Here is a 26,174-nt window from a genome sequence, read left to right on the forward strand (position 1 = left end):
GAATTCAACGACTTTTTTTGCCCCGGCTGGCGCCCCATTCATGCCCGATACCCCCGACGTTCAGCAACGCATCCTGGCCCTTACCGAGCGCCTGCACCACCTCAATCACCAATACTACCAAAACGACACGTCCGAGGTGTCGGACCAGGAATTCGACCAGCTGCTGGCCGAGCTGCAGCAGCTCGAAGCCGCGCATCCCGACCTGGCCCAGCCCAACTCGCCCACCCGGCGGGTGGGCGGCACCATCACCAAGCAATTTCCGACGGCGGCGCACCGCTACCCCATGCTCAGCCTGGGCAATACCTACTCCGAAGACGACCTGCGCGAGTTCGACGAGCGGGTGCAAAAGGGGCTAGAAGGCGCGCCCTACAGCTACGTATGCGAGCTGAAGATTGACGGCGTGGCCATGAGCCTGCGCTACGAGCACGGCCAGCTCACGCAGGGCGTGACGCGCGGCGACGGCACCCGCGGCGACGTGGTAACGCCCAACGTGCGCACCATCAAAACCCTGCCGCTGGCCCTGCGCCCCGGCCCCGACCAGCCCCAGGATTTCGAAGTGCGGGGCGAGGTGTTCATGCCGCTGCCCGTGTTTGCGGAGTTGAATGCCGAGCGCGAGCAAAACGGCGAAGCCCTGCTGGCCAACCCCCGCAATGCCGCCAGTGGCACCCTCAAGCTGCAGGATTCCAGCCAGGTGGCGGCCCGCAAGCTGCGCTTCTACGCCTACGCTTTGCTCACGCCGGGCCGTCATTTCAGCAGCCACAGCGCCGCTCTTGATGCGCTGACGCGTTACGGGCTGCCCGTGTCGGACACCTGGCGGCGGGCTTCCACCATTGACGAAGTGCTCGATTTTGTGCACCACTGGGCCAAAAAGCGCTTTGAGCTGCCCGTGGCCACTGATGGCATCGTAATCAAAGTAGACAACCTGCGCCAGCAGGACCAGCTGGGCTACACGGCCAAGAGCCCGCGCTGGGCCATTGCCTACAAGTACCCGGCCGAGGCCGCCCGCACCCGCCTCAACGAAGTGATTTACAACGTGGGCCGCACCGGCGCCGTGACGCCCGTGGCCATGCTCACGCCCGTGCCGCTGGCCGGCACCGTGGTGAAGCGCGCCACCCTGCACAACGCCAACCAGATTGAGCTGCTCGACCTGCGCCTCGGCGATACCGTGTACGTGGAGAAAGGTGGCGAAATCATCCCCAAAATTACGGGCGTTGACCTCTCGGCCCGGCCCGCAGAGGCTGTTCCCATCCAGTACCCCACCGAGTGCCCGGCCTGTGGCACGCCGCTGGTGCGGCCCGAGGGCGAGGCGCATTTCCGTTGCCCCAACGAACGGGGCTGCGGTCCGCAGCTCAAGGCGCGGCTGGAGCACTATGTGTCGCGCAAGGCGCTGAACATCGACGGCCTGGGTGCCGAGACGGTGGGCCGCTTCTTCGAGCTGGGCATGGTGAAAACGGTGGCCGACATCTACGACCTGCCGGCCCGCCGCGCCGAGCTGGTGACGCTGGAACGCCTCGGCCAGAAAAGCATCGACAACCTCATTACTGGCATCGAGGCCAGCAAGCAGGTGCCATTTCCGCGCGTATTGTTTGGCCTGGGCATCCGCTACGTGGGCGAAACCGTGGCCCAGAAGCTGGCCGCGCACTACCGCAGCATCGACGCCATGATGGCCGCCTCGGCCGAAGAAATGGCCGCCGTGCCCGAAGTGGGCGGCGTGATTGCCGCGCAGGCGGCGCATTGGTTTCAGCAGCCCGAAAACCGCGAACTGGTTGAGCGCCTGCGCACCGCCGGCGTGCAACTGGCCGTGACCGGCGAGGCGCCCGTGCCGGCGTCGGACCGGCTGGCGGGCCTCACCTTCGTGATTTCCGGCGTGTTTGAAAACCACAGCCGCGACGAGCTGCAGCAGCTCATCATCTCCAACGGCGGCAAAATCACGGGCTCCATCAGCAAGAAGCTGAGCTACCTGGTGGCCGGCGACAACATGGGGCCCGCCAAGCGCGAGAAGGCGCTGGGCTTCAAAGTGCCCATCATTTCGGAAAGCGAGTTGATGGCGCTGCTGCCCAACCCGGACGAGGCCCCGGCCGCTGATGAAGCCGTTAATGCCCCGGCTGCTTCGGGACCGGGCGTGCAAGGGTCGCTGTTTTGATGCCGATTAGTTACACAAAAAAGGCCCGTACAGAAGCTGTATGGGCCTTTTTTGTGCGACGGGTTTTAGTGGATTGAATGCGCAAACCAGAAAAGCAAACCGGCCAGCAGCACCGTCAGCAGCGCAAAAATGATGATGACAAGTCTGTCATTGAGCCGGCCTAGAGCCATTCGAACGCCGGTTACCAGCGAGGCTTCCAGCAGGAAAAATGGCAGCGGTATCAGCGGACCGGGCACGATGAAGTAGGTGTTGTGCATCTGAATTTCCAGCGAAGGCCGCAACAGCTGCTTGAACCCGAGCAACCAAGCCATAAAAAAGAAGGAGAACCCCCAGTAAGCCAGCAACCAGGCTAACTCCACGGCGATTCTCCTTCCCACAGGCTGAGGTGGCTTGGCCACTTAGAAGCTCTGCACGATGTTGTTGCGCAGCGTCTTGGGCGACCAGTAGCCGCTGGCGATGATGCGGCGGATAGTAAACAGCGGGTCGTTTTGGTCGCGTTTCTCGGCCAGCGAGAAGGCGGCCACGAAGCCGCGCTTCTTCAGCTCCGGGAAAGCCTGCGGGTTCCAGAGGCCGAAGGGGTAGGCGAAGTAGTTGATTTTTTTGCCCGTGATTTCTTCCAGGGTTTTGGTGGGCTTGTCGATTTGGGTTTCCCAGTCTTTGCCCTGGTACTTCTTCACGTTGTGGTGGTCCCAAGTGTGCGAACCGATGACGTTGCCCTCGTCGGAGAGCTGCTTCACCATGGCTTTGGTCATGTAGTGGGGGCGGCCCAGGCTCACGGTCATCACGAAGTACATGGCTTTGTAGCCGTACTGCTCCAGCGTGGGCCGGGCAATGGTAAACTGGTCGAGGTCGGTGTCATCAAACGTGAGCATGATGGGCTTGCTCGGCAGCTTGGCGCCGGTGGTCATGTAGGCGTAGAGCTGGTCGGGCGAGACGGTGTGGTAGCCCGAGTCGGCCAGCATCTTAATCTGGGCCTTGAACTGCGCGATGGGTACGATGTAGTCCTTGGCGCCTTTGGAGTCGCGGGCCGTCCAGTCCCGAATCTGGTGGTAGCACAGGATGGGCACCTGCGGCCGGGCCAGGATGGCGGCGGCGTTGCCGGCGCTGGCGGCTGGAATGGTGGCGGGGTCGGGGGCCGGCACGGCGTTGGCCTCATCGGCGGCCGTGGCTTTGGTGCCCGAAGTTTCGGCGGCGGCCGGGTCGGCGGCCTCTACAGTGGCGGAGCTGGTGGCGGTTTCGCCGGTGGTGGCAACTTTGGAGTCGCAGGCTGCCAGCGACAGCGCCGCGAGCAGGAGGGAAGCAGAAGGAAATTTCATGGCAACGGGGCCGCGTCGCACGCGTCCGCCCGGCGGGGGCGGCAGTAAAACGAGAGCAGTCGCCGGCAATGGCGAGCCGGGCGCGTGCGACGCGCCCCTACCTTTGTACAAAACTACTTCTCAATGCCCGGCATGACCAACACAAATTCCCGCCTTCCGCTCTTTCACGGCACGGGCGTGGCCCTTATCACTCCGTTCACCCCCGATTTTGCCGTGGACTACGCCGGTTGGCGCCGCCTGCTCGATTTCTGCATCGAGGGCGGGGTCGACTACCTCGTGGTGAACGGCACCACCGGCGAGTCGCCCACCACCACGGCCGACGAAAAAACCGAGCTCCTGCGCATCGCCAAAGAGCATGTGGCCGGCCGCGTGCCACTGGTCTACGGCATCGGCAGCAACGATACGGCCGCCGCCGTGGAAGCCCTGCGCACCACCGCCCTCGACGGCATCGCCGCCGTGCTTTCGGCCAGCCCGGCCTACAACAAGCCCAGCCAGGCCGGCCTGGTGGCGCACTACCACCGCCTGGCCGACGCCAGCCCCGTGCCCATCATCCTGTACAACGTGCCCGGCCGCACGGCGTCCAACATCACCGCCGAAACCACGCTGCGCCTCGCGCATCACCCCAACATCATCGGCATCAAAGAAGCCAGCGGCCTAATGGAGCAATGCCTGACTATAGCCGCACGCAAGCCCAAGGATTTCCTGCTGCTGTCCGGCGACGACATGCTGACGCCCGCCCTCATTGCCTGCGGCGGCGAAGGCATTATCTCCGTGCTGGCCAATGCTTTCCCCAAGCGTTTTGCCGACATGACCCGCGCCGCTCTGGCCGGCGACTTCGCCGCCGCCCGCGAAGGCCTGTTCCGCCTGCTGCCCCTCAACCCGCTCATGTATGAGGAAAGCAACCCGGTAGGCGTGAAAGCCGCCTTGGAAGCGCTGGGCGTGTGCGGAGCCGCCGTGCGCCTCCCTTTGCTTGAAGCCACCGAGGGCCTGAAAGAGCGGATTCGGAAGGAACTGTAGGTCTTCAGTCTGTCATTGCGAGGCTGTAGGCCGTGGCAATCCTTCCTCCCTGAGCGACCAGCCTTGAGATATGATAGACTTAACGAAAAGCCCCGGCTCCATTCAGAGCCGGGGCTTTTCGCATCTAAGGGTGTCTGGTTTTAACAGGACGGATTGCTTCGTCGTGCCTCCTTGCAATGACAACTGAGAGTTACCAGCCGCTGGCCAGTACGTCGGCCACGTGGAGGCACTTGAGCGGCAATTTCTCCCGCTTGATGTAGGATTCCAGGTGCATCAGGCAGCTCACGTCAGTGCTCACAATATAGTCGGCGCCGGTGTCGAGGGCGTGTTCCACTTTCTGTTGGGCCATGGCCACCGAAATGGCCTCAAACTTCACCGCAAACGTGCCGCCGAAGCCGCAGCAGGTGGTGGTTTCGGCCATTTCGATGCGCTCCAGGCCGGCCACGCCGTCGAGCAGCTGTCGCGGCTGCGGCCGGATGCCGCACTCGCGCAGGGCCGAGCAGGAGTCGTGGTAGGTGTATTTGCCGGCCAGCCGCGCACCGGGAATGGCGATGATGCCCAGCACATCTACCAAAAACTCGGTGAGCTCGTGGGTGCGGCGCTGCACGGCGGCACAGGCCGGCTGCTGGGCATTGCCGGCGAATAGCTCATTGTAGCTGTTGCGCACCATGCCCACGCACGACGCCGAGGGACTGACAATGAACCGCTGCGGGTCCGGCGCCGGCGCGGCAAAATCGTGCAGGAATTTTTGGGCCACGGCCCGGCTTTGGTCCTGGTAGCCGGCATTGTAGGCCGGCTGGCCGCAGCAGGTTTGGTCCGGGTTGTAGTTGACCTGCACGCCCACGCGTTCCAGCACTTTCACCATGTTTTGGGCAGTGGCCGGGTACAGCTGGTCGACGAAGCAGGGAATGAAGATGTCGGCGGTAATGGACATGGCCGGGTCTTGTCTTAATGAAACGCAAACACGCCGGTTGCGGCTTCCCGGGCCCGGGCAAACGCCGCCAAATCCAGTCCGGAATCCACGCCGCGCTCCGCCAGAAAGGCCAGCAGGTTCTCGGTTGCCATGTTGCCGGTCAGCTCGTCGGCGGCCATGGGGCAGCCGCCGATGCCGCCGATGGCCCCATCGAAGCGACGGCAGCCGGCGTTGTAGGCAGCCGTCACTTTTTCGCGCCAGGTGCTGGGCGTGGTGTGCAGGTGCGCTCCAAACTCAATGGCCGGAAACGCCGGGATAAGGGCCGAAAACAAGGGTGCAATAGTAGCCGCGTTGGAAGCCCCAACGGTATCGGACAGCGCCACGATGGGCACGCCCAGGTCCGCCAGCTTCTGAGTAAACTCCGTCACAATTTCCGGGCTCCAGGCATCGCCGTAGGGGTTGCCGAAGCCCATTGACAGGTAAGCCACCAGCTGCTTGCCGGTGCGCTCGCACAGGTTGTGCATGGCGGCCACGTCGGCCAGCGCCTGTTCGGTGTTCTGGTTGGTGTTGCGTCGCTGGAAGGTTTCGGAAACCGACAGCGGGAAGCCCAGGTAGGCAATTTCGGGGTATTGGGCCGCGGTTTCGGCGCCGCGTTGGTTGGCCACAATGGCCAGCAGCTTGGTTTGGGTGTTGCTCAAATCGAGCCCGGCCAGCACCTCGGCCGTGTCGCGCAGCTGCGGAATGGCTTTGGGCGACACAAACGAGCCAAAGTCCAGTGTATCAAACCCAACCTGCAGCAGGGCGTTTAGATAAGCGGTTTTAGTGGCAGTGGGAATGAAATCGGGGAGGCCCTGCATGGCGTCGCGCGGGCATTCAATGAGCTTCATTGGCGGGGTGAAGAAGGCAGGAATAGGGGCGTAAAGGTAGTAGCCCGTACGTGCCGTGGCCGGGCCGCAGACCGAACTACCACCGGGTGCCCGGTGTTTGGGGGAATGCTATTCAAGATGGATGAAGTAACTCCGCCGCCGCACCGGCTGCTCGGTGGGTTTTTGTGGCCTGTATTGTTCGCCGGAGTGCTGGCGTTGGCGGGCTGTAGCAAGCAGCAGACCCTGCAGGCGCTGTTTCAGAAAGCCACGCCGCACGAGGCCTACGCCCGGCAGCTTCACCAGGCCGGCCTCGACGGGCGCCCGGCCGGCCGCACCTGGCTGGCCGCGGCCGACAAAGCCCTGCGCGACTCGCTGGTGGTAACGCTGCCCTTTGCCGAAACCGGCTACTTCCGCCCCGAGCGGCCCCTGGCCGCCAGCTACCGCTACGCCGTGCGTGTCGGCGAGCAGGTGCACGTAAGCCTGACACTGGCCCCCGGTGCCGGCGCTCGCGTCTTTCTCGATGCCTTTGAGGTAGAGCCGGGCCGAATGCCCCTGCCCGTTGCCAGCGCCGATACCATGGTACTCGACTTCCGCTACCGGGCCGAAAACGACGCCCAGCACCTGCTGCGCCTGCAGCCCGAGCTGCTGGCCGCCGGCCGCTACACCCTGAAAGTAAGCCGCGAGCCCAGCCTGAGCGTATTTCCGGTGCAGGGCAAAACCGACAAGGCCGTGGCCAGCTTCTGGGGTTCGGACAGGGATGGGGGCGCTCGCCGGCACGAGGGCATCGACATTATGGCGCCGCGGGGCACCGCGGCTGTGGCCGCCGTGGCCGGCTACGTCACGCGCACCGGCGAAACCCCGCTGGGGGGCCGCGTGGTCTGGCTCACCGATGCCGCGCACAACGAGCACCTCTATTACGCTCACCTCGATAAGCAGCTGGTGAGCCCGGGCCAGCACGTGCAGCCCGGCGACACCCTTGGCTTGGTGGGCAACACGGGCAACGCCCGCACCACGGTGCCGCACCTGCACTTCGGCATCTACCGCGGCGGCCGCGGGGCCGTTGACCCTTTTCCCTTCGTGCGGCACACCGAAAGCCCGGCTCCAGCCACTGTGGGCCCCGACCGCCGCAGTGAGTTTGTGCGCCTGCGCAATGCAGCTTGGCTGCAGCCGACCGCGGCCGTCAGCAACGGAGGAAGCCGCTCCAGAACCCGGCTTAGCACGCAGGAGCCGCTGCTGGTGGTGGGCCAGCAGGGCCCGGCCTTGCGGGTACTCACGGCCGGCGGCCATGTTGGCTACGTGCCGGCCAAGGCAGTGGTGAGCGCCAAAGATGCTCCCCTGCGGCGCCTGAATTTGGCCGACGACAAGGAATTGCTGACCGGCCCGGCAAGCGGTGCGCCGGCTATTGGGGTACTGGTCGCGCATGCCTCCGTGGCGGTGCTGGGTTCTTCCAAGGATTATAGCCTGGTGCGCGGGCCTCAGAATGAGATTGGCTGGATTGTTCTATAAATAATTGAAAACCAAATAATGCTACTTGGTTTGCTAATGCTTCGATAGAACTTTGGAATAGCTCAGCTTGCCGTTCTTGTCGTAGTACTCTGTCTTCACCACGCCCACCGCGGGGTCGTAGTAGTCGACCTGCCGACCGGCACTTTTTAGGATGAGGTCGGCGCGGGCGGCGGTGGCCAGCTCACGCTGGCTTTCCACCGCGAAGCATTGGAAGGTGCCGGCGGGCACGGTAACGGGAGCTGGGGCCGCAGTCACCTTGCGGTCGCGCACGGTGGTGCTCACCTTGGCAATGGCCACCGAAGGGCTGCTCACCTGTATCACTACACCGCCCTTGGGCAGGCTGCTGCCCACGGTGGGGCTGTTGGGCCAGGCCACCGGGGTGCCGGAGTAGCTCTTGAGGCGCTCCCGAAACGACTTCAACCCGTCGTAATTGATTTCGGCCAGACCATCGGTATAGGTAGTGTCGCGGCGGCAGAGAATGGAAACGTCCTGCTGCTGTTGCACGTGGTTGGACAGGTCGTAGAGGCCGCTCTTCAGGCGTACAGTGGTGCTTACCACCGGTTTCTTCTTCTTAATGGTTGAATCAGTACTGATTTTCAGCACGCGGTACCGCCAGATTGCGGTGGGCTTACCTTTGGCATCGAGCAGCTGATATTCAAGGTTCTGCCCCTCGTGCAACCCGAAGGGGTAGGCACAGGAAACGGCGGAAACCTTCTGGAAGGATAGCAGCGACAAATCGGCTGACGCAGGTGCCAGGAGGCTGTCGTGGGAAGGTTGGGCCGGGCCCGGAACGGCCAACAGGTTGAAAAGCAGGCAGGCTACGATGCGAGTGGGGCCGGAAAGAAGGTGGTTCATTGCAAAAGAGTTAGTCGGGTGAAAGTAGACAGCCGCGTTCAATTGGGAGTGGGCCGCGTACGGCAACCCGATTTGGCGCGTTGCGTTAGCAGAAGCAGGACCGTACTTTGCGGCCCCTCCGCGTCCGCACGGCGGGCCCATACTGCTACACCCCTCATTCCACAATCATGCCCGAAAACACTTCTTCTAACTGGGCCGACATGGCCGCTTCCTTGCTTGGCAAGCTGTCGGGCGGCGTCGAGCTCAGCTGCGCCTTCGAACAAATGGAACTCCAGGTGCCTAATCCCCAGAACCCCAACGCCCCCGCGGCCACCTGGAAGCTGAACGGCTCGTTGCGCATTCGCACGCGCGGCGAGCAGCCCTCGGGCAGCGCTCCCCAATTGCCGGCCAGTACTTCCCAGCCCGGTGCCTAGCGCCCTCGAAATCGACGCCCAGCTCGTCATTACCTGGAACGGGCACCCGCTGCAGCTGGCCGCAGCGGGCACCTACCTCATTCTCAACATCCCCAGCCAACAGGTGCTCGACCAACTCACGGCCGGCCCGCCCAAAGCGCCGGGCGCCCCCAAAGCCCCCAAACCGCCGGGACCCGACCCGCTGCAGCAACTCAACGACCTGGCCCGGCAGCTGGGCTGGGTGCTCGACCTGCGCGTGGGTGGCAAAACCTACGTCACGTTTGGCGTGCAGCGCAGCCCCAAAATCACGCTGAACGCCGTGCTGGGCAAGATTGGCTCCTTCTTCAAATAGCGCGGTTTCAGGAGGCTAAATTCGGGCTTTTTGCAACTAATTTTTTCCCGGTTAGTTTGGAGAGTGTACCCCCTGGCCCGCCTTCATGAGCTCCGAACCAAACCCCAAAAACCGGGTAGATGCCCGCCGGCGGCCCTCGCCGTTTGGGCGCATCGAACGCATGCCGCCCCTGATGATGGCGCTATACCTGGCGCTGCTGGCCATCAGCGTCATGTTTGTGGTGCTGGTGGCGGCCTACGCTGCGGCGCGGCTGCAAAACGGCGTGCCCACGGGCCTGCATCCGCTGCCCCGCTACTTTTCACTCAGCACCATTGTGCTGGTGCTGAGTAGCTACACCATAGCGCAGGCGCCGCGGCTCTACGCGCAGGACGACCTGGCCAGCCTGGGCCGCTGCCTGGGCGCCACATTGCTGCTGGGCTGCGTGTTTGCGGGCTTGCAGGTGCTGGGCTGGCGCGAGTTGCTGGCCCACGGCGTGCCGTTTGGAGGCCCGGGCAGCAAGAGCAGCGGGCAGTTTATTTATCTGATTTCGGCCCTGCACGTGGCCCACTTGCTGGGCGGCATGCTGTTTCTGCTGGCTTTTTTGCTGCGCGTGCTGCACAACGGGCGCGACGCGGTGCGCACACTGGTCTTCATCCGCAACCCATATTACCGGCGCCAGCTGCAACTGCTGGGCACATACTGGCACTTCATCGATGTGCTGTGGGTGCTGCTCTTTGCGGTATTCCTATTCCTCTACTAAGCCGGCTGCTACGTTAGGGAATGACTTCGAGCCAACCCCGGAAGCGGCGGCCGTCGGTGTAGGTGATGTAATAGTAGTAGACGCCCGCGCTGCCCTGGCCGGGCCAACGGAATTCCCGGTCGGCCGACTCGAACACCTGCTGGCCCCATCGCGAAAAAATCTTGACGCCGATGAACTGCGAATCGCAGAAGTTGGGCGGCAGCTCAGGCAGGCGAAACTCGTCGTTTTGCCGGTCGTTGTTAGGCGTGATGACATTGTAGAGCTTCACGGCCACCGTGTCGGGGCTGAGGACCCGCAGGCGCACGCGTTGCTGCTGCGGCAGCGGCCGGCAGGTCGCATCAATTAGCTGAAACGTCACCACCAGGTCGCGGTGCAGGTTGGCGGCCGCGCAGCTCACATCCCAGCGAAAGGTGCCCGTGGCCACGCCGCTGCCATTTTGCGCCTCGAAGCGCATGCCGGCATTGCTCAAATCGAAGCCTTCCTTGCCTTCCAGGGTGTTGCCGGTGGCTATCAGGGTGAGGCCGTCGCGGTCAGGGTCTACGCCCGAGAAGTGCGCCGTGTATTGCTGGCCCAACGGCAGCTCTATCAGCGGCAGGTCTTCACCGGGCTTGGCAGCGGGCAGGTCGGAGGTGAGGGTGGGCGCCCGGTTGCCGTACTGTACCACAAACGGCACGCTGAGCGTCATGGCCTGGCGGCCGTTGCAGGGCTGGGTGGCCGCCGCAAACTGAAACGTAAACACGGAGTCGGGCCCCACGGCCCGGCAGTCGACGCGCCAGGTAAAGCGCCCGCGCTGCTCCCGTCCCGAAGTGCCCTGCGAGAGCGTGGCGCCCAAGCCGGTAGGGCTGAAGCCGGCACCGGTCATTTCCAGCTGCACGGGGTCGTTGTCGGGGTCGGTGCCGGTGAGGTCGAAGCTTACCAAATCGCCGATGTGCACCCTAATGGGCCGTGTGGGGCTGGCCGTAGTGGTGAGCAGGGGCGGCGAGTTGGGCGGCGGCACCGCCGTAAACGCCACGCGCACGGTGTCGCGCTTGGGCAGGCTGCAGCCGTCGTCGCCCACCACCACATCCAGCAGGTACACCTTGCCCTGCGAGTTCATGCATTCCGGGAAGCACAGCGTAGCCGTGAGCGTGTCGGGCGAGCCAGGGCTGCGTACGGCTCCACTTGAAGCAGTGGAAAAGCTGGGCAGCAGGCCCGTAAAATTGACCGGGCTGAGCGAGAGCGTAAGACGGGAGTTGGGGTCGGGGTCGGTGAAGCGCAGGCGCACGCACCGGTTGCCGCCCGGCACTAGGTGCAGCGTGTCGCGCCCCGGCCGATACGGTGTCGGGTTGCTGGGCGTCGGAAACAGCACCAGATTGGGTTTGGTATTGGGCGAGCAGTTCAGCACCATGAGCTGAAAGTCGCGGCGCGACTCCCCGATTTTTTCGCCCTTGCGGTACTCGGAGCACCGCACCCCAAACACGAACAGGCCCAGGTCGGTGGGCCGCACGGTGAGGCGGCCGGTGGCCCGGTTGATGCTCAGCGTAGGGCGTCCCGGAATCTGGTTGAGGGTGCTCAGGCCGCCGCTCCAGGCAATGGGGGCGTAGGGTGCAGGCTCGGCCGAAGCCGGTTTGGGCGTATTGGTGTTGGAGTGGCCGTTGAGCGGCGTCACCAGGTCGTACACTAGCGAGTCGCCATCGGCATCCTGACCACCGAAATCGTAGTAAAACAGCTCATTGCGGCAGGCATAGTCGGCCAAAGGCGGGAAGATGCGCGGCGTGGAGTCGTAGAACGGCTGGCCGCGGCGCACCACGGCCGGAAACTCCAGGTAGAAGGTTTGGGCCGCGTTGCCGGGTGCCACTATGTTGCTGATGCTGTTGTTGCGGCAGCAGCGCTCCACGGCCACGTAGTAGCCCTGCACGCTGCTGTAAGTGCCCGGCGGCAGCGTGATAACCTTGCTGTACACCAGCCGGCGGGTGCTGAGCGTGGGCTTGGCACAGGCCGGGTTGGTGTAGTTGACGAAGGTGTTGCTGGTGAGGGGCAGCACCACGTTGCCCATGCGCTGGTTGGTGGCTTTTTCAAAGATGCTGGCGGTCAGGTCGGCGTCGAGGGCGCTGGCGCTGCCGTTGGCCGCATCAAAATACAGGTTGAGCAGCAGCGTGTAGGTTTCGCCGCTATTATGCACCAGCTCCATTTCGCCGCCCACGATGTGCGTGGCCTGCGCCGGCCGGGCCATCCCCAAAAACCCACACAGCAGCACAACAAGCAGCCGCGCCGCGCCCGGCAGACGAAGGGGGATGGACATGGGTAGCGGAAAAAGCGTAGAAAATCCTGAATTAAGCCGAAATATACGCCCGGGCCGGTCAACTTCCGATGCGCCGGCGCGTTTGCCAACGAGCTGAACCGCCGTACCTTGTCCCGCGCATAGCCCCGCTCAGCTACAGCCTCTTTCTCATATTGTTGCCATTCAATTTCTTATATGCAACGTTTCTTCTACGCTTTTCTTGCCTCCTGTTTTATGGGGGCAGCGGCCCCGCTGGCGGCCCAAACCCCGCCCGCCGCGGCGCTGACCAGCATGCTTCCCCGGCCCGACCAGGATGCTGGCTTGCTGTGCGCCAAAGCGCACGTAAACGCTGCCGCGCGCACAGCTACGGCGTCGGTGCGGCACCGCGCCAAAATGGAGCGCTACGACGTGAAGTATTACAAGCTCGACCTGGCCATGGAAAACTTTTCGCTGAACGTGGCCGGCTCAGTGTGGATGCGCGTGCAGGTGCGAGGCTCCCAGGCCCTCGACTCCTTGGCCTTTGAGCTGTACCAAGCGCCGGCCGGCTCGCCCGCGGGCTCGGCCACGCTGCTCATCGATTCGGTGGTGGTGAATGGCCGGCGCTCGCCTGGCATCCGCCGCAGCGGCAACGACGCCACCGCCGCGCTGGTGCAGCCGGCCGCCGTGGGCACCCTGGCCGACGCCCGGATTTATTACCACGGCACGGCGCCCAGCGGCAACTCGGCCGCCATTGGCAACGGCCTGAGCACGACCAGCACGGTGCACTTCGAAACCAATTCCAGCTCCACCACTTTTCCCTACAACGTCACGTGGTCGTTGTCGGAGCCGTTTTCGGCCCACGAGTGGTTTCCGTGCAAGCAGGTGCTCACCGACAAAGCCGACTCGTCCGACGTGTGGGTGACCACCTCGCTGCCCAATAAAGTGGGTTCCAACGGTGTGCTGAACCGCACCGTGACGCTGCCCAACAACAAGGTGCGCTACGAGTGGAAGTCGCGCATCCCCATCGACTACTACCTGATTTCGGTGTCGGTGGCGCCCTATGTAGAATACGTTACCACGGCGCATCCCGCTGGCGGGCCGGCCATTCCCATCATCAACTACGTCTACAACCAAAGCTACCTCAACTTCTGGCAGTCAGACATCAATCGCACGGCCGGCTTCATCGAAAACTACTCGTCGCTGGTGGGGCTTTATCCTTTTGCCAACGAGAAGTACGGTCATACCACGGTGCCCATTTACGGCGGCATGGAGCACCAGACCATGACTTCGCAGGATGGCTTCGAGTTCACCCTCACGGCCCACGAGCTGTTTCACCAGTGGTTTGGCGACAACGTGACCTGCGCCAGCTGGGAAGACATCTGGCTGAACGAAAGCTTTGCCTCCTACGGCGAGTACCTGTCTTTACAGGCTTTTGGGCAGCCCGGCGATGCGCGCGGCTGGATGAACAACGCGCACTTCTACGCGCAGTCTTCGACGGGTACGATTTACGTCCCTGACACCACCAACGTCGGCCGTATTTTCGACTACTACCTGACTTATAAAAAGGGCGCCGGCGTGGTGCACATGCTCCGCTACCTGCTGAATGACGACGCCAAGTTTTTCCGGGCGCTGCGCACCTATCAGAGCCAGTTCCGCGGCTCGACGGCCCGCACGGCCGACCTGCAGCGCATTTTTGAGGCCGAGGCCGGGCGCCCGCTGGGGTATTTCTTTCAACAGTGGTTTCGGGGCCGTGGCTACCCCACCTTCAACGGGCGCTGGAACCAGGGCGGCACCAATTTCGTGCTGCGCGTGACCGAAACGGCTTCCGTGCCGGGCACCACGCCCTTTTTCGAAACCGACGTCGACTACCGCCTCACCTTCGCCAACGGCACTACCCAAACCGTCCGCCTGCACCAGGCCAACCCCACCGAAACCTACCTGCTCACCGTGAACAGCACCGTAACGAGCGTAGCCGTCGACCCCGACCAGTGGATAATGGACTTGCCGGGCTCGTCGGCCGTGCGCGACAATACCTTGCTTGCCGCACGTGCGGGCGCCCAGGCGCCGGTGCTGGCCGTTTTCCCCAACCCGTGCCGCGACGAGCTGCAGCTGCCCGGTGCGCCGGCTGCCGCGGCCCAGGTGCTCGACGCCACGGGCCGCGTGGTGCTGCGCGCGCGCATCCTGGCCGGCCAGCCCCGGCTCGACACCCGCACCTTACTTCCGGGCCTTTACCAGCTGCGTCTGCTGGGTAGCAATGGCGAACTACTGGGGCAGGGCCGTTTTGTGCGGGAATAATCGATTTGGTTATCAATAAAAAAGGACGACGGCCACCAAGGCCGTCGTCCTTTTTTATGTATTAGCCGCCGCTAAAATGTGTCGTGGTATTCCGCAACGCGGGCCTGCGTGGCCGGGTCGGGCATGGGGGCATCGAGCAGGCTTTTCAGCAGCTCCTCAAACGAGCACGCCGGCGTGAAGCAGGGTTCGAGCAGGGCGTTGGTGGCCAGGCGAATGAAGAAGGGTTCGCCGTCGAGGGCCACCAGGTCGATGGTGATAAGACCGAAGCGCTGGTTGCAGTGGCCGGTGGTGGGGCAGTCGGTGGGGTTGGGCTTGAAAAGCTGCTTGAGGGTGGTTTCGGTGTGGCCGGCCTGCTGCTGCACGCCACGGTCGGCGCAGGCGCGGTGGTAGCCCAGGGCCAGCACCCGCTCGCCGAGGTGCTCGTAGAAATGCCGAAAGTTGCCCGGCCCAATGCTGTCGTCGAAGAACAGCAGCACGCCCTGACGGCCGCTTTCTCGCAGCGGCTCCACGCGCAAGCCGCGGCTGCCGCCTGCACCGCCTTTGTGCAGGTGGTAGGCCTTGTAGTACGGCCCGAGCCAGTTCAGAAACACGCGCTGCTCCACCCAGCGGGCGTGCCGCGCCGCCTGGCCCGGCGAGAGCTTCACCGAGCGCCACGGGGCGTGCGTGGTGGCCTGCGGCCGAAATAATTTCTGGAGAAAATCGAACAAGAGCTTAGGCGTTAATGGAGTCGAAACACCGGCTGGGGCAAATAGTTTAGCGCGCTTGGGCGGGCAAAGGGCCGGTTTGGGCGCCTGCGGCGCCGGTTTGGTCCGGCGCTTGCCGATATCGTGCCACATGCAAAAGCCGGCCCCCGAGCGGGAGCCGGCTTTGCGAGGCGTCCGGCGCTGGCGCGCGGCCGTGGCTTACTTCACGCGGGTCCAGGTCTGCGACTTGCCGATGAGCGAGAAGCCGATGTAGCCCTTCACTTCCATGGTGTTGGCGTTTTCCATCTTCATGTAGCACGAGTAGGTCTTGCCGCTTTCGGGGTCGTAGATTTTGCCGTCGTCCCACTTGTTGTCGTCGTCGTACTTGAAGCCCTGCATGAACACCAGGCCCAGGCGTGGGCGGTTGCGCAGCTTGGGGTCGGGGTTTTGGGAGTCGGTTTTGGGTTTGCCGGTGGCTGGGTCGTTGGGCACGGTCAGGGTCACGATTTTGCCGCACAGCTTGTCGCCGCACTTGTAAATCTCGAACGTGGCTTTTTTCTCCGCATTCGTCCAGATGCCCAGCGGCGACATGGTTTGGGCAGAGGCCATACGGGCGACGCCCAGCACGAGAGCAACGAGCAGGAGCAGTGTTTTTTTCATTGTTGAAAAGAGCAAGAGGTGGGTTTGAAGAGAAAAGGTAGTCAAAAAAAATCCGGAGGGCCCGCCGGCAGCGTTTCCCACGTTAAGGCAAGTTTACGGCCAAGTTCTGAAAGCCCAGCCGCTAACCATAAAATTAAGGTCGAGGCTAAAATAAATAGCACTGTTAATCAGGCCTAAAGCACCGCCAGGGCCCGATTTCTGCAAAATTTAGCCGGCAAATTTTGAACCTTACCGCCCGCTATTAACTTTACCGCTCAGTAGTGAGTGCTACGGCCTTGCTCAAGCAGCCCTAAGGTGCTGGGCCGCGCGAGCAAGTGTTATGTCGAACGTAAAGAAAGGAGGTACAAAATGTCTAGTAGTCCCAACCAAATCCTGCCAAGCCTGTCGAATGTCGTACGCTTCACCGCAGTACGCGCCTAACAACAGCTTCGTGGGGTAGCTCCTAAGGCTGCCCACATTCGGCCAGGTCTTATCTTGAAAGACGCCGGAACTGTACCCCAGTTTCGCCGCTTGGTAAGATTTGAAGGATTAGATGCCCGGTTTGTCCAGTCGCCCTTTAGTGGGACGGCAGAGGCAGGCCGGGCATCGCTGCGTTTGGGCCGGTGGGCAGCTTGTGCCGGTAGGCCTATTTTCGGACGCTTGACGTTGCCGACGCTTTGCGCTTGCTAGCGGGCACTGCCTTCTTTGGGACAGGCACTTTTTTAATCACCGGTTTTTTGCTGGCCGGGTGCGCCACGGGATTGAGGGCCAGCGTTTTGGGCAAGGCCGGCGCAGGTGCGGGCGCTACGGCTACCTGGCGCGCTGGGAGCGCCGCTATGGGCGCTTTGGCAGTTGGTTTGGTCGGGGCGGGCCGGGTGGCGGCCAGGTTTGGCTGGCCCAGCACACGGCGCACCTGCATGAAGCGCCGCTCGTAGTCGGAATTCTCTACCTGGCTGACTTTCACGAAGGGCTCGCGGCGCGAGGAGGAGGCGTGCACAAAACGCAAGGGCGTTTCGCCGCGCCGCGAGATGACAATGCCCGCGTGGCCGGGTGTGGTGCTCGGGTTAGCGGTGCCCGTAAACACCACAATGTCGCCGGGCTGGGCTTCAGCGCGGGGCACGGGCCGGCCCACGTCGATGAGCAGGGCGGTGGAGTGCGGCACGGCCACGCCAAAGCGCGCAAACGTGTACATGATGAACCCCGAGCAGTCGAATCCCGTGAGCGGCGACACGCCGGCATACACGTAAGGCGTGCCGCGCTGGGCCAGGCCAAAAGCCACTACGCTGTCGGCGGTAGCGGCCAGGGCCGGGGCAGACGGCTCGCGGAGGCCCGCAAATGAGGAGGTGGGGGGAGTCATAGCGGGCCTGCCTTCGGTCGGGGCCGCCGAAGTATGGGGCCCGGGCGCGCGATTCAGCCGGGGCAGCACCAACGCCATGGCTGCAATCAGCCCCACAAAAACCAGCCAGATAATGCGCATATGCTGCTCTTCAAGAAATGCTAAGGGAAAAATAAGTGCTGCCGTGGAGCCTAACGGCGCGACCCGCCCGTAGGTTGAACGGTTTTGACCGGCGTACGTTTGTGCTTGTCTTTCCCATCAAACATCATACATGCCCAGAAATTCAACCTTGATGCTTTGCCAGGCCGCTGCGGCCCTGCTGCTGGCCGGGCCCGTCCTGGCCACCACGCCGCCCGCGGCCGTGGTGCCCACCCTTCGCTACAGCCTTTCTATGCCCGCTCCGCAGACGCACTACTTTGAAGTGAAGATGGAGCTGGGCGGCTTCCCGGCCGAATACACCGACGTGAAAATGCCGGTGTGGGCGCCGGGCTCGTACCTGGTGCGCGAGTATTCCAAAAACGTGGAGGGCTTTCAGGCCCGCACGGCCGGCGGGCAGGCCCTGGCCGTGGAGAAGCTCAACAAAAACACCTGGCGAGTGCGTCACCCCAAGCAGGCCAACTTCCAGGTGAGCTACCGGGTGTACGCTTTCGAACTGTCGGTTCGGACGTCTTTCATTGACGCCGACCACGGCTACCTCAACGGCAGCAGCGTGTTTATGTACCCCGCCGACAACAAGATGCTGGGCAGCACCGTGACCGTGCAGCCCGCCTCCGGCTGGACGCAGGTGAGCACGGCCCTGCGCCCCGGCCCGGGCAAGTTCACCTACAAAGCCGCGAGCTACGACGAACTGGCTGATTCGCCTATGGAAATTGGCACGCACAAAGTGCTGGAATTTACTGCCAACGGCACGCCGCACCAGGTGGCCATGTACGGCACTTACCAGGCCGATGACGCCAAAATAGTGGCCGACATGAAGAAGGTGTGCGAAGAGGCGCACCGCGTGGTGGGCCAGAACCCGCTGGACCACTACCTGTTCATCGTGCACAACCTGGAGCGCGGCGGCGGCGGCCTGGAGCACTTGTACTCCACCACGCTGGAGGTGGGCCGCACCGTGTACGGCACCGATGCCGGCATGAAGTCTTTCCTGGGGCTGGTGGCGCACGAGTACTTCCACCTCTGGAACGTGAAGCGCATCCGGCCCAAAGCGCTGGGACCCTTCAACTACGACGAGGAAAATTACACCAACATGCTGTGGGTGAGTGAGGGCATGACGGAATATTATTCCAAGCAAATCCTGGAGCGGGCCGGCGTGCTTTCCCGCGAGGAGTACTTGGGCCGGCTGGCCAATGCCATCGGGGAGGTGGAAAACACGCCCGGCAACCGCATTCAGTCGGCCGCCGAATCGAGCTTTGATGCCTGGATTAAGTACTACCGCCCCAACGAGAACGCCAACAATACCCAAATCAGCTACTACTCCAAGGGCGACCTGATTGGTACTTGGCTCGACCTGAACATTGCCGAAGCCACCAAGGGCCAGAAGCATCTCGACGACGTTTTCCGGTTGCTCTACGACACCTATTACAAGAAGGCCGGCCGGGGCTTCACCGACCAGGAGTATCAGGATGCCGTGGCCACGGTGGCCGGCCGCCGCTTCGATGACTTCTTCAAAAACAGCGTGTACGGCACCAAGCCGATTGACTACGCCACGGCCCTCGGCTACGCCGGCCTCGCGCTCAGCAAGGCACCCCTCACCACCACCGGCACGCTGGGCGCCAATTTCTCCAACCGCTCGGGCAAGCTGCTCGTGACCAGCGTGGTGCGCGACGGCGCCGCTTGGAACACCGGCCTGAACGTGAACGACGAAATCCTGCTCATCAACGGCGCCGCACCCAGCGAAGAAACCGTGAAGTCGCTGGTAAACGGTTCGGTGGGCAACGAAGTGGCCCTGCAGGTGCGCCGCGACGGCCTGCCGCGCGAGTTGAAAATCAAGATGCTGGCCAACCCGGACGTGAAGTACCAGATTCAGCCGGTAGCCAGCCCCACCGAGGCACAGCAAAAAGTGCTGGCCAAGTGGCTGGGCAAATAGCACCTAACTTACCCTAAGCGGTTTGCACAGCCACACATTCCACCCAACCCTTTTTGGCCGGGCCGCCGTCGGCGGGCTCTAGCAGGTAGAAGTAAACTCCGCCCGGGCTGTCGGCGCCCCAGTCGTTTTGATAGTTGGGGCTGTGGTACACGCGCTGGCCCCAGCGGGAATAGACCGTGATGGCCCACGGACCGCGCGCGGGCTCATTGATGACAAAAAATTCGTTTTGTGAGTCGTGGTTGGGGGTAATGATGTTCGGTAGGAGGCGGTCGGTGGGCGCGCCGGCCGTGCCGCCGCTGTTCTGATTCAGGCGAATGCTGACGTTGCTGTCGTTGCTATTGGCCGCCAGGATGTCCAAGTCGCCGTCGCCGTCCACGTCGGCCACAGCCACGCCCTGCGTGGCCCGCCCCACACTCACGCTCTGGCCCGCGCTGAAGCCGCCGCTGCCGTTGTTGAGCCCGAGCAGCACGCTGCCAGGGCCTCCGCCGTTGGCGTTCGATGCGAGGACGTCCAGGTCGCCATCGCCGTCCACGTCGCCCGTGGTCACACTGAAAGCGCCGTAGCCATTCGAATTGTTGTTGAGTAAGTCCTGCCCGCCGCCAAAAATGCCGCCGCCGTTATTCAAGCGAATGCTGATGGCACCGGCGGCGCTGGGGCTGCACGTTATCAGGTCCAGGTCGCCGTCGCCATCCACGTCGGCCACGGCCAGCCCGAAAGGGTTGACGCCCACGCTCACCACCGAGCCCGCACTGAAGGTGCCGCGGCCATCATTGAGCCCAACGCTCACAGTGCTGGCGTTACTGTTGGCAACGAGAAAGTCCAGGTCACCGTCGGCGTCTACGTCGCCCACTACCACGTTGTGCGGGTTGCTGCCTACGGCCATGTTCTGGCTACCGCTAAAGCCGCCTTGCCCATCATTGAATCGAATGCTCACGCTGTTGGTGCGGCCGTTGGCCGTTAGCAGGTCCAGGTCGCCATCGCCGTCCACGTCGCCCAATGCTGCGCCATAGCACCCATTATTGACGGGCACGCTTTGGCTGCCGCTGAACACGCCCTGGCCGTTGTTGAAGCGCACGCTCACCGAGTTGCCGGCGTCGTCGCTGTAGTCGGGGGCCAGCAGGTCTAAGTCCCCGTCGCTGTCCACGTCGCCGAGCGCACGTTGCCGTTCACGCTCACGTCCCGGCCGGGGCCGAAGGTGCCGCGGCCGTCGTTCAGGCGCACGCTGATGGGGCCACGAAAGTTGGCGGTGACGAAATCCAGGTCGCCGTCGCCGTCCACGTCGCCCGCAACTACGGTGATGGGTTGAAACCCGGCCGCCGGGTCAGACCCTTTCACGAAGGAGCCGTTGCCGCCGCTCACCGCCGCCGTGAACTGGCCCACCCGTGGCTGCGCCAGCACGCCGCTGCTGCTGCGGGCATCCTGCGTCAGGGTGTAGCTCACGGTTTCGCCCGGTGAGAAAGGGTAAAGGCCGGGCGTGAAGCGCAGCGTGTTGCCGCTCACAACTGCCGCAGCGCCCTGTGCGCGTTGGCCGCCCCGGACGCCGCTAAACACTTTCAGCGCCCCGGCCGATGTGCTCAACAGCGGCTGATTGAAGGTCACCGTAACCGGGCCCGAAGGCGAGGCGGCGCGCGAATTAGGAGCTGGCACCACCGACGTAATAGTGGGCAACTGCGCCGACGCTGCCAATGGCACCAGCAGGATGCAGGCCGGCAGTAATTGGCAGCTAAAAGAGTAGAAACGAAGCACGGGCAACGGAAAGGGGGAAAATAAATGGTCAAACAAAAGCCCCACGCAAGGTGCGCGGGGCTCTTGTTTACCAGTCAACGGTGGTGCTCACAACTTATTTCAACGACTGATGGCTACTTGATTCGTTTCAAAGCCACCTCGCGCACCGGCGCAATTACCAGCGGCACCTTCTCCACTTTCACCGAAGAAGTGTCGAGGCCAAAATACTGGTCTTCAGAAGCAATGAACTGGCGAATGTAGAAGTAGGCCTGCATCACGAGCTTCTCGAGGGTGGGGAAGTCGTTCTCGATGCTCAGGAATTTCTCCAGCACCACGAAGCGGAAATCGCCGGTGACGTGCTGCTTGCTCAGCGACTCGTAGCGCGAAGTGATGTCCACTTCCTTGTTGCGCACCAGGTCCTCAATCACCTTGCGGAAATACAGGTTGATGCGCTGCTGCACCCGGAAGCCCAGGCGGAAGTTGATGCGGAACACGTCGTCCTTGGCTACTTCCGTCACCTTATACTCCATGGTGTAGGGCTCGTCGGTCGTATCGACGTGGATAAACCAATAAATGTCAGCGCGTTTGGGGCGCTTCTGGAAGATGGAATAGATGATTTTCTGCTCAATCTCGGAGCTGCGCTCGGCCGAGGTGAGGAACACTAGGTGGGTGGAGTACTTCGGGATGGAGTCGTCGTCGCTGAGCTGCTTGAGGGCGTCTACGTACGGCTCCAGGCGCACAAACTCGGTGAGGCGGCGCTTGATGTAGTACGCTTTGAGCCACACGTACATCACGCCCATGAGCGTGCCGCCAATGGCCAGCGATACCCAGCCGCCATGCGGAAACTTAATCATGTTGGCAATCAGGAACGAGCCCTCGATGAGCCCGTACACCACCGCAAACAGCACAATCAGGGGCAAAGCCACCTTCTTCATGCGCAGCCACAAGCACAGCAAAATGGTGGTCATCAGCATGGTGAGCGTGATGGCCAGGCCATAGGCCGCTTCCATGTTGGTCGACTCCTGAAAGTAGAGCACCACTCCGATGCAGCCCAGCAGCAGCAGGCGGTTCATGCTGGGCACGAAGAGCTGGCCCTTCACGTCGGTGGGGTAGTTGAGCTTCACCTTGGGCCACATATTCAGGCGAATGGCCTCGGCCACCAGCGTAAACGAGCCCGTGATGAGGGCCTGCGACGCAATGATGGCCGCAATGGTGGCGATGCTAATGCCAATGAGCAGAAACCACTGCGGCATAAGGGCATAGAAGGGGTTGCGGCCGTTCAGCTTCTCGCCCAGGTGGCCCAGCAGCCAGGCGCCCTGCCCCAGGTAGTTGAGCAGCAGCGTGCTCTTCACAAAAGTCCAGCTGATGCGGATGTTACCCTTGCCGCAGTGGCCCAGGTCCGAGTACAGCGCCTCGGCCCCCGTAGTGCACAAAAAAACCGAACCCAGCAGCCAGAAACCGCTGGGGTAGCGCACCAGCAAATCGTAAGCGTAATAGGGATTGAAAGCCTTCAGGATGATAGGGTTCTGCACAATCCAGAGCACGCCCAGTACGCCCAGCATGCTGAACCACAACAGCATAATGGGCCCGAATGCCTTGCCCACTATCTGGGTGCCAAAGCTTTGCAGCAGAAACAGCCCCGCGATGATGCCGATAACGATGTATACAACAATGGTTTGAGTGAGCTGCGGAAAGACGTTCTTCAAGCCTTCCACCGCCGATGACACCGAAATGGGCGGCGTAATTACGCCGTCGGCCAGCAGGGCCGAGCCGCCGATGATGGCCACCGCCGACAGCCACGCCCCGCGCCGCCGCACCAAGGCGTAGAGCGAAAAAATGCCGCCTTCACCGTTGTTGTCCGCGTTCAGCGTGAGCAGCACGTACTTGATGGTGGTTTGCAGCGTGAGCGTCCAGATGACGCAGGAAATGGCCCCGAGCACCAGGTGCTCGTCAATCTGGTCGGGCACGATGGCGCCCTTGAGGATGGACGACATCACATAAAGCGGGGAGGTACCAATGTCGCCGTAAATGATGCCCAGGGCAATGAGGAGCCCCGCCCCCGAAATGGCGTTGTGTGAGTTTTTGGAATCCATAATACTGATAACGAGTTGCCGTGGCCGTTGGCCTCCAACTGAATTCGGCGCGCGAAGGTAGCAGGCACACCGCTGCCGTGCGCCTACCACTGGCCAATACTATTCGGTTACTGGCTGGTGCTTAAAGGATTATTGTTTCCATAATCTGCTCCTTCAGCGTCGGCCTGTGCGGCCAGGGCGGCCTGCCGGCGGGCTTCGTCGGCGGCAGCGAGCAGGGCCGCGGCTTCGCGGGCCGCGTGGTCGTGCAGCCGGAAGATTCGGCGGTTGGTTTCGGCCACGAAGCGCTGCCAAGGGGGTGTTTCGCCGGGCAGCGCGAAGTTTACCGCCTCGCGGCCCAGGCGGTGCAGGCGCAGGCGGTTGGTGCCCCGGTGGCCATAGGCCAGCAGCAGCGCCGTGAGGGCCATGCCCAGCATGGCCGGGCCGGTGTGCAGCCAGTTTTGCAGGAAGGCTATCATCACCGCGGCCAGGCCCAGCCCGCCCAGCAGGTACCACAATATCCACTTCACGGGGGCCACTTCGGCGCGCTCCAACTCGCGCAGCAAAAACTCCTGCCCCCGCACGGTGAGGGTGCTATCGGTGAGGCTGGCGCGGCCGTCGTCGCTCACCAGCGGCGGGAGCGGAGGCAGCGGCGCTGGCATGGGGAAGAACTCGGGCGCCGGCGGGGCATAAGCCAAGCCAGAGGCCGGGGCATCGGGGGGCGCAGTCAGCAAAGCGGCCCCGGAAGGTTGTTCCGGGGCCACGGGGGCTGGTCAGCGGGTGGCTGGGCTTCGAGGTCGTTCATGGGCTCAGAAACAGCCGGTTGGGTGCTGGTGGGCCGGTGCCACACGGGCACGGCCGTGGTGGTCGGGGCAACGCCGGTGGCCGGCTTCGCCCCGACGTTCCCTCAGTTGTTCACTTTCAGTAGTTCCACGTCGAAAATCAGGGCCGTGTCACCGGGAATGTCGCGGCCCGCGCCACGCTTGCCGTAGGCCAATTCGGAGGGGATGTAAAGGCGGTACTTCGAGCCTTCGCCCATCAGCTGCAGGGCTTCGGTCCAGCCGGCAATCACGCCGTTCACGGGGAAGGTGGCGGGCTGGCCGCGCTGGTAGCTGCTGTCGAACACCTTGCCGTTGATGAGGGTGCCGTGGTAGTGCGTGGTCACCGACGAGCGCAGGGTGGGCTTTTTGCCGGTGCCTTCGGTCAGCACTTCGTATTGCAGGCCGCTGGGCAGGGTGTGCACGCCGGGCTTCTGGGCGTTTTCGGCGAGGAAGGCTTCGCCTTCGGCTTTGTTGTTGTTCATGGCGTTGGGGTCTTGGTTGTCGTCATCTTCTTCGGCGCCGCCCATCTGCTCCTGCAGCTGCTGCATGGCGGCCTGCATCTGCTCCTGGGTGAGGCGGCTGGGAAGGCCCTGCAAGCCTTCCTTGAGGGCGCCGGCCAGGGTGTCAATGTCCAGGTCGAGGCCCTGCTGGGCGAAGTTGCGGGCCAGGTCGCGGCCAATGATGTAGCTCACCTGAGCCTGGTGGGAATCGAGATTCATAGACGGGTAAAAAGGGAAATGGGGCAGCAAACAATCCGGGTTGGAGCCGGCGCTGCCGGTGAAAGAATAGCTGAACGGGTTACGCCGTTCGGGGGCCAAAGTTCCAAAAGCCGGGCCGAAGCTCCGGCGTCGGTCGCATTGGCCGACTGTGTAACAAAAAAGCCCGGCAATCGGGCCGGGCTTTTTCTATAATATGGGGCAGTACGCGGCCATGCGGCGGCAAATGGCCCTTAGCAGTAGTGCTGGTGGTCGTCGTCGCCGTCAAAGAAGAACGTCAGGTCCAGGTCGGCCAGTTTGGCAGCCAGGTAGCTGACGCCGCCCAACAGCAGCAGCGAGGAAAAGGATAGGGCAGTGGTCTTTTTCATAATGGTTAGGCCGGAGCAGGCCGGTATTGTTTTACTGGTGCAAAGATACGCACAACGACGTAAAATGTTATGCATGCAGCATAAAATAGGGCCAATGTCACGAAAAGGAATGGAAAAGAGACATTTTCAAATGCTTTCTGTGCCACGATACCGCACTTTTGCCCAGTCACTCTAACTGCATTATACTCATGGAGCTTCGCATTGAGAACTTGTCTAAGACCTACGCCAACGGCGTGCGCGCCCTGCACAACGTCACGCTCACCATTCCCAACGGCATGTTTGGCCTGCTGGGTCCCAACGGCGCCGGCAAGAGCAGCCTGATGCGCACCATTGCCACGCTGCAGGAGCCCGACAGCGGCAGCATCCGGCTCGGCAACATCGACGTGCTGCGGGAGAAAGACGCGGTGCGCCGGGTGCTGGGCTACCTGCCCCAGGAATTTGGGGTGTACCCCAACGTGAGCGCCGAAGTGCTGCTTGACTATTTCGCCGGGCTGAAAGGCCTGCGCGACGCCGCCGAGCGCAAGGCCGCGGTGGAGAACCTGTTGCAGCAAACCAACCTGTGGACCATGCGCAAGAAAGCCGTGGGCGGCTACTCGGGCGGCATGAAGCAGCGCTTCGGCATTGCGGTGGCGCTGCTGGGCGCGCCGCAGCTCATCATCGTCGACGAGCCCACGGCCGGCCTCGACCCCACCGAGCGCAACCGCTTCCTGGACTTGCTGAGCGAGATAGGGGAGAACGTGGTGGTGATACTCAGCACGCACATCGTGGACGACGTGACGGAGCTGTGCCCGAACATGGCCATCATTGCCGGCGGAGAAGTGGTGGCCACCGGCTCGCCTAACGACGTGATTGGCGAAATCCGGGGCAAGGTGTACCGCACCAAAACCGAGAAAGCCGCGCTGGCCCAGCTGCGCAACGAATACGAGGTGATTTCCTCGAAGCTGGTGGCCGGGCAGCCCATCGTGCGGGTGTTCAGCGAGGTGCCCATCAACGGGCAGTTTCAGCCGGCGGAGGCCACCCTGGAAGACGTGTACTTCCACCGCCTAGCGCGGCGGCAGCCGCAGCCGGTATCGGCATAATGTTCATTTAAAGGCATAA

The 26,174-nt window shown here is 62.9% G+C and carries 24 protein-coding genes; 9 read left to right on the top strand and 15 right to left on the bottom strand.

Going from position 1 to position 26,174, the window contains the following annotated elements:
- Nucleotides 1–40: 40 nt before the first annotated feature.
- Nucleotides 41–2,143 (top strand): NAD-dependent DNA ligase LigA, encoded by a 2,103-nt coding sequence (gene ligA, locus MUN81_RS11375; protein WP_245110470.1) that lies wholly within the window; start codon nt 41–43, stop codon nt 2,141–2,143.
- A 65-nt stretch (nt 2,144–2,208) separates the two neighbouring features.
- On the opposite strand, the gene MUN81_RS11380 is transcribed toward ligA, so the two are convergent.
- Nucleotides 2,209–2,541 (bottom strand): hypothetical protein, encoded by a 333-nt coding sequence (locus MUN81_RS11380; protein WP_245110471.1) that lies wholly within the window; start codon nt 2,539–2,541, stop codon nt 2,209–2,211.
- Nucleotides 2,542–3,459 (bottom strand): polysaccharide deacetylase family protein, encoded by a 918-nt coding sequence (locus tag MUN81_RS11385; RefSeq protein WP_245110473.1) that lies wholly within the window; start codon nt 3,457–3,459, stop codon nt 2,542–2,544. It abuts the gene before it with no gap.
- Between the two features lie 132 nt (nt 3,460–3,591).
- On the opposite strand from MUN81_RS11385, the gene dapA reads away from it, so the two are divergent.
- On the top strand, nt 3,592–4,476 hold the full coding sequence (gene dapA, locus MUN81_RS11390; protein ID WP_245110475.1) for a 4-hydroxy-tetrahydrodipicolinate synthase: 885 nt from the start codon (nt 3,592–3,594) through the stop codon (nt 4,474–4,476).
- 190 nt (nt 4,477–4,666) lie between these two features.
- Here the strand turns inward: dapA and MUN81_RS11395 are convergent, their stop codons facing one another.
- Both MUN81_RS11395 and MUN81_RS11400 read right to left on the bottom strand, forming a co-directional pair.
- Entirely contained in the window at nt 4,667–5,410 is a 744-nt protein-coding gene (locus MUN81_RS11395) for a (Fe-S)-binding protein (protein ID WP_245110477.1), read from the bottom strand.
- A 14-nt stretch (nt 5,411–5,424) separates the two neighbouring features.
- A complete protein-coding gene (locus tag MUN81_RS11400) occupies nt 5,425–6,276 on the bottom strand; it encodes a hydroxymethylglutaryl-CoA lyase (RefSeq protein WP_245110479.1) in 852 nt (283 codons plus the stop codon).
- 117 nt (nt 6,277–6,393) lie between these two features.
- Between MUN81_RS11400 and MUN81_RS11405 the strand changes: the two genes are divergently transcribed.
- On the top strand, nt 6,394–7,761 hold the full coding sequence (locus MUN81_RS11405) for a M23 family metallopeptidase (protein WP_245110480.1): 1,368 nt from the start codon (nt 6,394–6,396) through the stop codon (nt 7,759–7,761).
- 33 nt (nt 7,762–7,794) lie between these two features.
- Here MUN81_RS11405 and MUN81_RS11410 read toward each other — a convergent pair whose 3' ends face one another.
- Nucleotides 7,795–8,616 carry a hypothetical protein gene (locus tag MUN81_RS11410; RefSeq protein WP_245110481.1) on the bottom strand — a complete coding sequence of 274 codons (822 nt, stop codon included), beginning with the start codon at nt 8,614–8,616 and terminating at the stop codon, nt 7,795–7,797.
- Nucleotides 8,617–8,783: 167 nt separating this feature from the next.
- On the opposite strand from MUN81_RS11410, the gene MUN81_RS11415 reads away from it, so the two are divergent.
- From MUN81_RS11415 to MUN81_RS11425, 3 genes are all read left to right on the top strand, one after another.
- Nucleotides 8,784–9,029: a hypothetical protein gene (locus tag MUN81_RS11415; RefSeq protein ID WP_245110483.1), complete on the top strand. Its 246-nt coding sequence runs from the start codon at nt 8,784–8,786 to the stop codon at nt 9,027–9,029.
- Complete coding sequence (locus MUN81_RS11420) at nt 9,022–9,360, top strand: hypothetical protein (RefSeq protein ID WP_245110485.1); 339 nt, start codon at nt 9,022–9,024, stop codon at nt 9,358–9,360. Before MUN81_RS11415 ends, MUN81_RS11420 begins: the two co-directional genes overlap by 8 nt.
- An 85-nt stretch (nt 9,361–9,445) precedes the next feature.
- Nucleotides 9,446–10,099, top strand: coding sequence for a cytochrome c oxidase subunit III (locus MUN81_RS11425; RefSeq protein WP_245110487.1), 654 nt, complete (start codon nt 9,446–9,448; stop codon nt 10,097–10,099).
- A gap of 13 nt (nt 10,100–10,112) precedes the next feature.
- Here the strand turns inward: MUN81_RS11425 and MUN81_RS11430 are convergent, their stop codons facing one another.
- A complete protein-coding gene (locus MUN81_RS11430; protein WP_245110488.1) occupies nt 10,113–12,380 on the bottom strand; it encodes a gliding motility-associated C-terminal domain-containing protein in 2,268 nt (755 codons plus the stop codon).
- 174 nt (nt 12,381–12,554) lie between these two features.
- Here MUN81_RS11430 and MUN81_RS11435 point away from each other — a divergent pair, with 174 nt between their 5' ends.
- Nucleotides 12,555–14,633: a M1 family metallopeptidase gene (locus MUN81_RS11435; RefSeq protein ID WP_245110490.1), complete on the top strand. Its 2,079-nt coding sequence runs from the start codon at nt 12,555–12,557 to the stop codon at nt 14,631–14,633.
- 71 nt (nt 14,634–14,704) lie between these two features.
- Here the strand turns inward: MUN81_RS11435 and MUN81_RS11440 are convergent, their stop codons facing one another.
- From MUN81_RS11440 to MUN81_RS11450, 3 genes are all read right to left on the bottom strand, one after another.
- Nucleotides 14,705–15,340, bottom strand: coding sequence for a hypothetical protein (locus tag MUN81_RS11440; protein ID WP_245110492.1), 636 nt, complete (start codon nt 15,338–15,340; stop codon nt 14,705–14,707).
- Nucleotides 15,341–15,535: 195 nt separating this feature from the next.
- The gene (locus tag MUN81_RS11445) at nt 15,536–15,976 is read right to left on the bottom strand and encodes a DUF2147 domain-containing protein (RefSeq protein ID WP_198976822.1); all 441 of its coding nucleotides are present in this window, start codon (nt 15,974–15,976) and stop codon (nt 15,536–15,538) included.
- A 625-nt stretch (nt 15,977–16,601) separates the two neighbouring features.
- Complete coding sequence (locus MUN81_RS11450) at nt 16,602–17,312, bottom strand: C40 family peptidase (protein ID WP_245110494.1); 711 nt, start codon at nt 17,310–17,312, stop codon at nt 16,602–16,604.
- Nucleotides 17,313–17,562: 250 nt separating this feature from the next.
- Between MUN81_RS11450 and MUN81_RS11455 the strand changes: the two genes are divergently transcribed.
- On the top strand, nt 17,563–19,377 hold the full coding sequence (locus tag MUN81_RS11455; protein WP_245110496.1) for a PDZ domain-containing protein: 1,815 nt from the start codon (nt 17,563–17,565) through the stop codon (nt 19,375–19,377).
- Nucleotides 19,378–19,390: 13 nt separating this feature from the next.
- On the opposite strand, the gene MUN81_RS11460 is transcribed toward MUN81_RS11455, so the two are convergent.
- The 6 genes from MUN81_RS11460 to MUN81_RS22700 all read right to left on the bottom strand — a co-directional run bounded on the left by MUN81_RS11460 (nt 19,391) and on the right by MUN81_RS22700 (nt 25,076).
- On the bottom strand, nt 19,391–20,521 hold the full coding sequence (locus MUN81_RS11460) for an FG-GAP-like repeat-containing protein (RefSeq protein WP_245110497.1): 1,131 nt from the start codon (nt 20,519–20,521) through the stop codon (nt 19,391–19,393).
- Nucleotides 20,500–21,123, bottom strand: coding sequence for an Ig-like domain-containing protein (locus MUN81_RS11465; protein WP_245110499.1), 624 nt, complete (start codon nt 21,121–21,123; stop codon nt 20,500–20,502). Before MUN81_RS11465 ends, MUN81_RS11460 begins: the two co-directional genes overlap by 22 nt.
- 113 nt (nt 21,124–21,236) lie before the next feature.
- On the bottom strand, nt 21,237–23,195 hold the full coding sequence (locus MUN81_RS11470; protein ID WP_245110500.1) for a KUP/HAK/KT family potassium transporter: 1,959 nt from the start codon (nt 23,193–23,195) through the stop codon (nt 21,237–21,239).
- A gap of 107 nt (nt 23,196–23,302) precedes the next feature.
- Entirely contained in the window at nt 23,303–23,905 is a 603-nt protein-coding gene (locus MUN81_RS11475; protein ID WP_245110502.1) for a hypothetical protein, read from the bottom strand.
- Between the two features lie 173 nt (nt 23,906–24,078).
- A complete protein-coding gene (locus MUN81_RS11480) occupies nt 24,079–24,711 on the bottom strand; it encodes an FKBP-type peptidyl-prolyl cis-trans isomerase (protein WP_245110504.1) in 633 nt (210 codons plus the stop codon).
- Between the two features lie 230 nt (nt 24,712–24,941).
- The gene (locus MUN81_RS22700) at nt 24,942–25,076 is read right to left on the bottom strand and encodes a hypothetical protein (protein ID WP_280638183.1); all 135 of its coding nucleotides are present in this window, start codon (nt 25,074–25,076) and stop codon (nt 24,942–24,944) included.
- A 188-nt stretch (nt 25,077–25,264) separates the two neighbouring features.
- Between MUN81_RS22700 and MUN81_RS11485 the strand changes: the two genes are divergently transcribed.
- A complete protein-coding gene (locus MUN81_RS11485) occupies nt 25,265–26,155 on the top strand; it encodes an ABC transporter ATP-binding protein (RefSeq protein ID WP_245110505.1) in 891 nt (296 codons plus the stop codon).
- The last annotated feature ends 19 nt before the right edge of the window (nt 26,156–26,174 follow it).

Origin of the sequence: Hymenobacter sp. 5317J-9, assembly GCF_022921075.1 — a bacterium.
Taxonomy (GTDB): domain Bacteria; phylum Bacteroidota; class Bacteroidia; order Cytophagales; family Hymenobacteraceae; genus Hymenobacter.